Annotated in this window: 9 protein-coding genes; 5 read left to right on the top strand and 4 right to left on the bottom strand. The window is 68.8% G+C overall.

Going from position 1 to position 6,828, the window contains the following annotated elements; translation table 11 throughout:
- Positions 1 to 125: 125 nt before the first annotated feature.
- Positions 126 to 695, bottom strand: coding sequence for an NAD(P)H-dependent oxidoreductase (locus ACFWPX_RS11715; protein ID WP_378927386.1), 570 nt, complete (start codon positions 693 to 695; stop codon positions 126 to 128).
- Positions 696 to 791: 96 nt separating this feature from the next.
- Between ACFWPX_RS11715 and ACFWPX_RS11710 the strand changes: the two genes are divergently transcribed.
- Both ACFWPX_RS11710 and nadE read left to right on the top strand, forming a co-directional pair.
- Complete coding sequence (locus tag ACFWPX_RS11710; RefSeq protein WP_378927384.1) at positions 792 to 1,439, top strand: TetR/AcrR family transcriptional regulator; 648 nt, start codon at positions 792 to 794, stop codon at positions 1,437 to 1,439.
- Positions 1,440 to 1,445: 6 nt separating this feature from the next.
- Positions 1,446 to 2,270, top strand: a complete 825-nt coding sequence (nadE, locus tag ACFWPX_RS11705) for an ammonia-dependent NAD(+) synthetase (protein WP_378927382.1) — start codon at positions 1,446 to 1,448, stop codon at positions 2,268 to 2,270.
- A gap of 32 nt (positions 2,271 to 2,302) precedes the next feature.
- Here the strand turns inward: nadE and ACFWPX_RS11700 are convergent, their stop codons facing one another.
- From ACFWPX_RS11700 to moaA, 3 genes are read right to left on the bottom strand one after another with little or no spacing between them, the layout of a single operon-like run.
- Positions 2,303 to 2,665 carry an iron chaperone gene (locus tag ACFWPX_RS11700; RefSeq protein ID WP_378927380.1) on the bottom strand — a complete coding sequence of 121 codons (363 nt, stop codon included), beginning with the start codon at positions 2,663 to 2,665 and terminating at the stop codon, positions 2,303 to 2,305.
- A gap of 6 nt (positions 2,666 to 2,671) precedes the next feature.
- The gene (locus ACFWPX_RS11695; protein ID WP_062983935.1) at positions 2,672 to 2,914 is read right to left on the bottom strand and encodes a MoaD/ThiS family protein; all 243 of its coding nucleotides are present in this window, start codon (positions 2,912 to 2,914) and stop codon (positions 2,672 to 2,674) included.
- A complete protein-coding gene (moaA, locus tag ACFWPX_RS11690; protein ID WP_378912655.1) occupies positions 2,907 to 3,965 on the bottom strand; it encodes a GTP 3',8-cyclase MoaA in 1,059 nt (352 codons plus the stop codon). The genes ACFWPX_RS11695 and moaA overlap by 8 nt, the downstream gene beginning before the upstream one ends.
- A gap of 142 nt (positions 3,966 to 4,107) precedes the next feature.
- Between moaA and glp the strand changes: the two genes are divergently transcribed.
- Genes glp through ACFWPX_RS11675 form a run of 3 tightly spaced genes read left to right on the top strand, consistent with a single transcriptional unit; the run spans position 4,108 to position 6,825 of the window.
- Positions 4,108 to 5,313: a gephyrin-like molybdotransferase Glp gene (gene glp, locus ACFWPX_RS11685; RefSeq protein WP_378927379.1), complete on the top strand. Its 1,206-nt coding sequence runs from the start codon at positions 4,108 to 4,110 to the stop codon at positions 5,311 to 5,313.
- On the top strand, positions 5,310 to 6,401 hold the full coding sequence (gene moaCB / locus ACFWPX_RS11680) for a bifunctional molybdenum cofactor biosynthesis protein MoaC/MoaB (protein WP_378927377.1): 1,092 nt from the start codon (positions 5,310 to 5,312) through the stop codon (positions 6,399 to 6,401). The genes glp and moaCB overlap by 4 nt, the downstream gene beginning before the upstream one ends.
- Positions 6,394 to 6,825, top strand: coding sequence for a molybdenum cofactor biosynthesis protein MoaE (locus ACFWPX_RS11675; protein WP_378912658.1), 432 nt, complete (start codon positions 6,394 to 6,396; stop codon positions 6,823 to 6,825). The genes moaCB and ACFWPX_RS11675 overlap by 8 nt, the downstream gene beginning before the upstream one ends.
- Positions 6,826 to 6,828 lie beyond the last annotated feature (3 nt).

Below are 6,828 nucleotides of genomic sequence, written 5' to 3'. Positions count from 1 at the left end.
AACACATTAATATCTGTTTTATCCTCATGTATGTGTTTCCATGTTTTTATAAACCACACCCCCCCCCCGCCGGCGGGGGCGCCCCCCCCGCTCGCCCCCCCCCCCCCCCCTGCCGAAGGCCCAGCTTACGCCGAGATCAAGGTGCCGTTCACCGCGGCGACCAGCTCGTGCACGGTCGCGCCGAGCTGGGTCAGCGCCTCGGCATCCTCGGCCGGATGAGCCTGCGCGAAACGCTCGCCGATGGTCGCGAACTGCGCGTGCGCCGACTCGACGACGACGCCGCCCGCCACGCCGACGGACTTGACGGCGTCGCCGTGCGCCCACGCCGCGGCGTTCGGGCTGATCGAGGCGCTCACCACGGCGACCGGCTTGCCCTTGATCGCACCGGCGCCATACGGACGCGAGGCCCAGTCGATGGCGTTCTTCAGCACGGCGGGCAGGGTGCCGTTGTATTCGGGAGTGACCAGCAGGACCGCATCGGCCGCGGCGACGGCGGCACGCAGCGCCTCGGCCTGCGCGGGCACCGCGCCGGGCACGTCCAGGTCTTCGTTGTAGAACGGGATCTCGCCGAGACCCTCATAGATGGCGATGTCGACACCGGCGGGCGCGGTCTGCGCGGCAGCCTCGGCCAGGCGGCGATTGATGGAGCCCGCGCGCAGGCTTCCGACGAGAGTGAGGATGCGGGTCTCGCTCATGGCGACTCCTGGTGTACTCAGTGGGATGATCCAAGTTTCATTCGACATTAACCGGACCTCGGTCCGATTACTTCCCGCGGAGGACGTGTGAGCGGCGTGAGCTATGGCACACCCAGGTCCGACGAGCCGCCCCTGCTCGGCATCGGGCGGCCACTGCCCGGTAGCGCGGAGCCGGTCGAACGTGCCGACGCCGCCCGCAACCGCGCCCTGTTGCTGGACGCGGCCCAGCAATTGGTGCGCGAGCACGGCGTCGACGGTCTCACGATGGACGCGCTCGCCAAGCGCGCGGGTGTCGGCAAGGGCACGGTCTTTCGCCGATTCGGCAATCGCACCGGGTTGATGCTCGCCCTGCTGGATCACTCCGAGCAGAAGTTCCAGGCCGCGTTCATGTTCGGGCCCGCGCCGCTGGGTCCCGCGGCGAACCCCGTCGAACGGCTGATCGCGTTCGGGCGCACCCGGCTGCTCGATATCGAGGTCGAGGGCGATCTGCACCAGGCCGCGGAGAAGAACGGGCGCTTCGGTGACGGACCGTACGGCCTGCACAAGGCGCACGTCACGCTGCTCCTGCGCGCGGCCGGGGTCGACGGTGAAGTCCCGCTGATCGCCGACACACTGCTGTCCACGCTGTCGGCGGCCTTGGTCATCCACCAGGTCGAGGTGCTCGGCTACACACGTACGCAGATCGGCGACAACTGGGAATGGCTCGTTCGCCGGGTCGTTTCCCCTGCCCCACAAGTAGAGTGAGACGGCATGGGGACACTGCGTGAACAGATCATTGCCGAATTGGGTGTGCTACCCGAGATCGAGCCGAAGCAGGAGGTCCGGCGGCGCGTCGACTTCCTGAAGGACTACCTGGCAACCACCCCGGCCAAGGGGTTCGCCCTCGGGATCAGTGGCGGGCAGGACAGCGCGCTGGCCGGTCGGCTGTGCCAGCTGGCCGTCGAGGAGCTGCGCGCCGACGGTGTCGAGGCGAAGTTCCTCGCGGTGCGGCTGCCCTACGGCGTGCAAGCCGACGAGCACGACGCGCAGACCGCGCTGAACTTCGTCGACCCCGATCGCACGGTCGTGGTGAACATTCGCCCCAGCGCCGATGCCGTGGGCGTCGAGGTCGCGGGTGCGCTCGATCACGAGCGGTTACGCGACTTCGTGCGCGGCAACATCAAGGCGCGCGAGCGGATGGTCGCCCAGTACGCCCTCGCCGGCCAGGAAAGCCTGCTGGTGGTCGGCACCGATCACGCGGCCGAAGCGGTCACCGGGTTCTTCACCAAGTTCGGCGACGGCGGTGTGGACCTGACTCCCCTCACCGGTCTCACCAAGCGCCAGGGCGCGGCCCTGCTGCAAGAACTCGGCGCCCCCGCCTCGATCTGGTCGAAGGTCCCCACCGCCGACCTCGAAGACGACCGCCCCGCCCTGCCCGACGAGGAAGCCCTCGGCCTGCGCTACAGCGAGATCGACGACTACCTCGAAGGCAAGGACGTCACCCCCGAGGTGGCCGCACGCGTGGAATCGATCTTCACCAACACCCGCCACAAGCGCACCGTCCCGGTGACACCCCTCGACACCTGGTGGCGCTAGGAGGTGTGTCGGCCGACTGTTGATCCGCTAGCTCAACAGATCGTCGCGCCTTCACCGGATGCTATGGCGCGCAACAGGTCTCGGACGAGGTCATAGTCCGGTTCTTTGCGGAAGCGTAGGCAGCCTTTGCCCATGTCGTGGTCCGCGAGGCGGTCGGCGAAGGCCGCTCGGACGTCGGAGCGGAGTAGGTAGACGGAGATGTACTGCTTCTGGCTGGCGAAGGCGACTTCGCCCGTGCCGTCGCGTTCGTAGGCGGGCATGCCGTGGGACATGACCTCGGTGAAGCCGGTCAGCTCTGTCAGGCACAGCTCGCGCAGCCTGGTCACGGCCTCGCGGCGGGCGTCCGGGAGTTCGGCGAGGTAGGTCGCCACGTCCGTGGCTTTGCTCTGGACCATGGGCCCTCAGCCGCCGGCGAAGGGCGGTAGGACGTCGACGCGGTCGCGGAGCATGGCCGACGGGTCGCGGGTGAGCTCGTCGCCGATGAGGAAGGCGCAGACGCCGACCAGGCCGTCGACATCCGAGCCGTAGGTGGCGGCGAGGGTCGCTCGAAGGTCGGCGACGGTGGCGCCGTCGGGGAGGTCGAGTGATTCGGTGTTCTTGCCGACCGCGTCGGCGATCGCGGCGAAATAGCGGACCTCAACCACCGATGGCTCCCATCGTGCGTTCCGGGGGGACGAAACCGGCGGCGTCGATACCGTGACCGGCCCATTTCTGCCACATCGCACCGCGCCACAGCTCGGCGACCTCGTCGTCGTCGGCGCCTGCCCGCAGCGCGGTGCGCACGTCGAACTCCTGGTCGCTGAACAGGCACGAGCGCAGCATGCCGTCGGCGGTGAGCCGGGTGCGGTCGCAGCTGTCGCAGAACTTGCGGGTGACGGTCGCGATGATGCCGACCGTCGCCGGTCCGCCGTCGACCAGCCATTTCTCGGCCGGAGCCGAGGGATCGGCGCGGACGGTGGGGGTCAGCGTGAAACGCTCGCCGAGGACGTCGAGGAGGTCGGCGGCGGTCACCATGTGATCGCGGGCCCACTCGTGGTCGGCGTCGAGGGGCATTTCCTCGATGAATCGCAGTTCACATTGTTCGGCCAGGCACCACGCGAGCAGGTCGGCCGCGCCCGCCAGGTTCTGGCGCATCAGCACGGCGTTGACCTTCACCGGCGCCATGCCCGCGTCGCGCGCGGCCCGGATGCCGTTGAGGACCGATTCCAGGCGGTCGCGGCGGGTGAGGCGGGTGAAATCTTCCCGGTCGACGGTGTCGAGGGAGACATTGACCCTGGTCAGACCGGCCGCAGCGAGCTTGTGGATGCGGTGTTCCAGGCCGACGCCATTGGTGGTCATGGCCAGTGGGGTGCCGGGCACCGCCGCGTGACAGCCCGCGATGATCTGCTCCAGCTCACGGCGCATCAGCGGTTCGCCGCCGGTGAACCGCACCTCACGCACACCCAGCTCGCGCACGGCCAGCGAAACCAGCCGCACGATCTCGTCGGCGGTGAGCAGTTCCTGGCGCGGAATCGGCGGCAGGCCCTCCTCCGGCATGCAGTAGGTGCAGCGCAGCGAGCATTTCTCGGTGATGGACACGCGCAGATCGCGGGCGATCCGGCCGAAGCGGTCGACGAGGAACGGCGTATCGGGCCTGCCGTCCAGGGACGGCCGCTCCGATCGCACGGCGGGTATCCCCATCTCGACCAGCGTCATCTCTACAGTATGACTCGTAAGGCCCGTCACACTCCGTGCGCCGGGCCGATTCTTCGCGAACTCGTCAGCTCACCGCGAATGCCCCGCCACCGTGAGCAACGCGACCCTGACCGGCCCCGACAGCGGCGATTAAGCTGACAGCATGACTCCCCGGCCCGCTACCGCGTCGGCACGCAGCGTCGATGAGTACCGCGACACCGTCGCCGCGCTGCTGGCCCATCTCGCCGACCGCCCCGATGAACGGGTGGCGGTGCCCGATGCGCTCGGCCGCACCCTGTCGGCCGATGTGGTGTCGCCGATCGACCTGCCGGTGTTCCGTAACTCGGCGATGGACGGCTACGCGGTGCGCGCGGCCGATGTGGCCGTCACGCCGGTCACGCTGCCGGTAGCCGGTGTGGTGGCGGCGGGTAGGCCGGGTACCGACGCGCTGCCCGCGGGCTCGGCGGTGAAGGTGATGACCGGTGCGCCGATCCCGCCCGGTGCCGACTGTGTGGTGCCGGTCGAGGATGTGCAGGCCGGTGACCATCGGATCGTGGTCGAACGTGGACGTGGGCGTGGCGAATTCGTGCGCGAAGCCGGTACCGATGTGCGGACCGGTGAGCTCGTCGCCAGGGCGGGCACGGTGCTCGCCCCCCGGCATATCGCGGCGCTGGCGGCCGTCGGCCTCCCGACCGTGCCGGTGCGCACTCGATTACGTGCCGTCTGCATCACCACCGGTGACGAACTGCGGCCCGCCGGGAGCACGCTCGCGCCGGGGCAGATCTACAACTCGAACGGCATCGCCCTGGCCGCGGCATTGCGGGCCGACGGTGTCGAGGTGGTCGAGGTCGCGCACAGCACCGACGACCCCGCGGTGTTCACCTCGGTGCTGAACGCGGCGACCGACGTCGCCGACCTGGTCTTCACCTCCGGCGGCGTGTCCAAGGGCGACTTCGAGGTCGTCAAGGATGTGCTCGGTCCGCTCGGCGGGACTTTCGGCTCGGTCGCGGTGCAACCCGGCGGACCGCAGGGCTACACGGTGGTCGACGAGGTCCCCGTACTCAGTTTCCCGGGCAATCCGGTGAGCACGATGGTGTCGTACGCGGTGTTCGCGCGCCCCGCCGTGCGCGCGCTGGCCGGCCTGCCGGAGGTCACGAGCAGCGAAACGACCCTGCTGACACCGCTGCGCTCCCCTGCCGGTCGCCGCCAATACCTACGCGGCCTGTTGACCGAGGCCGGGGTCGAAGTGATCTCGGGTCCCGGCTCGCATCTCATCGCGGGCATGGCCTGGGCCGATGTGCTCGTCGACGTACCCGCCGAGGTCACCTCGCTGGCCGCCGGTGTCCCTGTGCGAATCTTGTCGCTATGAGCGAGTTGTCCCACGTCGACCGCGAGGGTCGGGCGCGCATGGTCGATGTCAGTGCGAAAGCCGACACCACCCGGATCGCTGTCGCCGCAGGCGAATTGCAGACCACCGCCGAGGTGATCGCGTTGGTGCGGGCCGAGGGTATGCCCAAAGCGGATGTGCTCTCTACCGCCCGATTGGCCGGAATCGCCGGTGCGAAAAAGACTTCCGAGCTGATTCCGCTGTGTCATCAGCTGGCGTTGTCGTCGGTGAAGGTGGAGTTCGGGTTCACCGAGACGAGCATCACCGTCGAGGCGACGGCCAAGACGAAGGGCCCGACCGGGGTCGAGATGGAAGCGCTGACGGCTGTCGCCGTCGCGGGGCTCACCTTGCACGACATGGTGAAAGCGGTGGATCCCGCCGCGGTGATGAACGGGGTCCGGCTGGTCACCAAAGAGGGTGGAAAGCACGGGCATTGGGTGCGGCCGGAGGGTCGGTCCGACACCGGCGCACCGGCGCTCGACCGGTTGGCGCAGGTGAACGCGGGTGCCGGTGTCGAATCCGCGCCGCTGACCACCGAAGCTCGCGGCGATGCGGCAGGTAGCGCTGAAGCAGAATCAGCTGATGCCCAGGGCTTTTCGCGGACTGCCGTCGTGGTCGTCGCGTCTACCGGCTCCGCAGCGGGAACACGCACCGATACCACCGGCCCCGTCATCGTCGATTGGCTGACCGCACAAGAGTTTTCGGTTCGGGGACCGCTGGTCTACTCCGATGCCGAGATCGCCGCTGGACTGACCGATGCGCTGAGCGGAGCTCCCGCGCTCGTCATTACCACCGGCGGCACCGGCGCCTCCCCGACCGACGCGACGCCCGAGGCCACCCGTGCCGTTCTCACCAGGGAACTGCCCGGCGTCGCCGATGCCATCCGGCAGCGTGGGACCGCGAAATTCCCCCTGGCGGCGCTGAGTCGCGGTGTCGCCGGGCTGGCCGGTCGCACCGTTGTCGTCAATCTGCCCGGTTCGCCGGGTGGGGTGAAGGACGGCATCGCCGTGCTGGAACCCTTGTTGGATCATCTGCTAGCGCAAGTAGCCGGAGGCGGCAACCATGAGTGACTTCGGTGCGGTCCGGCTGGCCACGATCAGCGATCAGGATCTCGACCCCCTCGCTGTCGAAAAGGCTGTCGACGGGCCGGAATTCGGTGCGATCGTGGTGTTCACCGGCAAGGTACGAAACCACGACGGCGGCCAAGCGGTCGCCTCGCTGGAGTACTCCGCGCACCCACAGGCCGAGCGCTTCCTGCACGCGATCTGCGCGGAAGTGGCGCAGGCGAGCGGACTTCCGGTCGCGGCGACGCATCGGATCGGGCCGCTCACGATCGGCGGGTTGGCGATCGTGGTGGCGGTGGCCGCGCCGCATCGGGCCGAGGCGTTCACGGTGTGTGCCGAACTGGTGGACCGGATCAAGCACGAAGTGCCCATCTGGAAGCGGCAATTGTTCGCCGACGGACTTTCGGAGTGGGTCAACGCCTGCGGCTGATGG

The organism is Nocardia sp. NPDC058518 (genome assembly GCF_042719655.1).
Classification (GTDB): Bacteria; Actinomycetota; Actinomycetes; order Mycobacteriales; family Mycobacteriaceae; genus Nocardia.
This window is presented reverse-complemented; position numbering and strand designations above follow the sequence as displayed.